This is a genomic window from Marilutibacter maris, assembly GCF_006546735.2.
GTDB lineage: Bacteria > Pseudomonadota > Gammaproteobacteria > Xanthomonadales > Xanthomonadaceae > Marilutibacter > Marilutibacter maris.
Genome location: NZ_VICD02000142.1, coordinates 2,501 through 5,674, shown reverse-complemented (window position 1 = coordinate 5,674; position 3,174 = coordinate 2,501). Strand labels below are relative to the sequence as shown.

Sequence of the window (3,174 nt, the reverse complement as noted above, 5' to 3'; positions counted from 1 at the left end):
CGCCGCTGCAGCGGTGGTTCTGACGCAGTCCCGGTGGGCCGGTATGCGTGGGTCCGTTACGGGGGTGCGTCAGCGTTTGTGTTGCGCAAAAGAAGAAGGCCGGACCCTTTCGGGGTCCGGCCTTCGGTGTAAATGTTCAGCGATGACCTACTCTCACATGGCTTGAGCCACACTACCATCGGCGCAGCTGCGTTTCACTTCCGAGTTCGGAATGGGATCGGGTGGTACCACAGCGCTATGGTCGCTGAACAAGCTGGTGAAGCAGCGCGGGATGATTGATCAATCCTGCAGCCAGCTTGCATGGGTTGGGAAGTAGCGAATGAGGCGAATGTCGTCGACGTATCGTCGAGTCCAAGGCCACTTGAGGTTATATGGTCAAGCCTCACGGATCATTAGTACTGGTTAGCTCAATGCATTGCTGCACTTACACACCCAGCCTATCAACCACGTAGTCTTCATGGTTCCTTTAGGGGACTTGTGTCCCGGGAGATCTCATCTTGAGGCGCGCTTCCCGCTTAGATGCTTTCAGCGGTTATCGCTTCCGAACATAGCTACCCGGCAGTGCCACTGGCGTGACAACCGGAACACCAGAGGTTCGTCCACTCCGGTCCTCTCGTACTAGGAGCAGCCCCTCTCAAATCTCCAACGCCCATGGCAGATAGGGACCGAACTGTCTCACGACGTTCTGAACCCAGCTCGCGTACCACTTTAAATGGCGAACAGCCATACCCTTGGGACCGACTACAGCCCCAGGATGTGATGAGCCGACATCGAGGTGCCAAACACCGCCGTCGATATGAACTCTTGGGCGGTATCAGCCTGTTATCCCCGGAGTACCTTTTATCCGTTGAGCGATGGCCCTTCCATACAGAACCACCGGATCACTAAGACCTACTTTCGTACCTGCTTGATCCGTCGATCTTGCAGTCAAGCACGCTTATGCCTTTGCACACAGTGCGCGATGTCCGACCGCGCTGAGCGTACCTTCGTGCTCCTCCGTTACTCTTTGGGAGGAGACCGCCCCAGTCAAACTACCCACCATACACGGTCCCCGACCCGGATTACGGGCCTAGGTTAGAACGTCAAGCACGACAGGGTGGTATTTCAAGGATGGCTCCACCAGAACTGGCGTCCTGGTTTCAAAGCCTCCCACCTATCCTACACAGACGAACTCAACGTTCAGTGTAAAGCTATAGTAAAGGTTCACGGGGTCTTTCCGTCTTGCCACGGGAACGCTGCATCTTCACAGCGATTTCAATTTCACTGAGTCTCGGGTGGAGACAGCGCCGCTGTCGTTACGCCATTCGTGCAGGTCGGAACTTACCCGACAAGGAATTTCGCTACCTTAGGACCGTTATAGTTACGGCCGCCGTTTACCGGGGCTTCGATCAAGAGCTTCGCCTTGCGGCTGACCCCATCAATTAACCTTCCGGCACCGGGCAGGCGTCACACCCTATACGTCCACTTTCGTGTTTGCAGAGTGCTGTGTTTTTGATAAACAGTCGCAGCGGCCTGGTCACTGCGGCCCCCGACAGCTATAGCTCGCATGAGCCACCATCAGGGGCGCACCTTCTCCCGAAGTTACGGTGCCATGTTGCCTAGTTCCTTCACCCGAGTTCTCTCAAGCGCCTGAGAATTCTCATCCTGCCCACCTGTGTCGGTTTACGGTACGGTCTGCGTAAGCTGAAGCTTAGGAGCTTTTCCTGGAAGCGTGGCATCAATCACTTCGCTCTAATGAGCTCGTCTCGGTGCTCGGTGTTAAAGGAACCCGGATTTGCCTAAGTTCCACACCTACCGCCTTTCCCCGGGACAACCAACGCCCGGTAGACCTAGCCTTCTCCGTCCCTCCATCGCACTTACGCGAGGTGCTGGAATATTAACCAGCTTTCCATCGACTACGCATTTCTGCCTCGCCTTAGGGGCCGACTCACCCTGCGCCGATTAACGTTGCGCAAGGAAACCTTGGGCTTTCGGCGTGCGGGCTTTTCACCCGCATTATCGTTACTCATGTCAGCATTCGCACTTCCGATACCTCCAGCAGACTTCTCAATCCACCTTCGCAGGCTTACGGAACGCTCCTCTACCGCGCACACCGAAGTGTGCACCCCAAGCTTCGGTTCCATGCTTGAGCCCCGTTAAATCTTCCCCGCAGACCGACTCGACCAGTGAGCTATTACGCTTTCTTTAAAGGGTGGCTGCTTCTAAGCCAACCTCCTGGCTGTCTGTGCCTTTCCACATGGTTTTCCACTTAGCATGGAATTTGGGACCTTAGCTGTGGGTCTGGGTTGTTTCCCTTTTCACGACGGACGTTAGCACCCGCCGTGTGTCTCCCATGCAGTCTGTCCTGGTATTCGGAGTTTGCCATGGTTTGGTAAGTCGCAATGACCCCCTAGCCATAACAGTGCTCTACCCCCAGGAAGATTCACATGAGGCGCTACCTAAATAGCTTTCGAGGAGAACCAGCTATCTCCGGGTTCGATTAGCTTTTCACTCCTAATCACACCTCATCCCCTACCTTTGCAACGGGAGTGGGTTCGGGCCTCCAGTTGATGTTACTCAACCTTCACCCTGGGCATGACTAGATCACCCGGTTTCGGGTCTATTGCCCGCGACTATGCGCCCTTATCAGACTCGGTTTCCCTTCGCCTCCCCTATACGGTTAAGCTTGCCACGAACAATAAGTCGCTGACCCATTATACAAAAGGTACGCAGTCACCCCGAAGGGCTCCTACTGCTTGTACGCACACGGTTTCAGGGTCTATTTCACTCCCTTCACCAGGGTTCTTTTCGCCTTTCCCTCACGGTACTGGTTCACTATCGGTCGGTCAGGAGTATTTAGCCTTGGAGGATGGTCCCCCCATGTTCAGACAGGGTTTCTCGTGCCCCGCCCTACTCGATTTCATCGAATGTGCCCTTTCGCATACAGGGCTATCACCTTCTATGGCCGGACTTTCCAGACCGCTTTGCTAGAACACAATCGACTTAAGGGCTGTTCCCCGTTCGCTCGTCACTACTCAGGGAATCTCGGTTGATTTCTTTTCCTCCGGGTACTTAGATATTTCAGTTCTCCGGGTTCGCTTCGTACAGCTATGTATTCACTGCACGATACCTCTTGCGAGGTGGGTTTCCCCATTCGGACATCGCGGGATCAATGCTTGTTGCCAGCTCCCCCAC

At 54.8% G+C, this 3,174-nt stretch carries 2 rRNA genes (1 of these 2 running past the window's edge); both read right to left on the bottom strand.

The annotated features are described in order from the left end of the window. Positions 1–134: 134 nt before the first annotated feature. Positions 135–249 (bottom strand): 5S ribosomal RNA (gene rrf / locus FKV24_RS09030). Positions 250–371: 122 nt separating this feature from the next. Further along, positions 372–3,174, bottom strand: a 23S ribosomal RNA gene (locus tag FKV24_RS09025) (it continues 76 nt past the right edge of the window).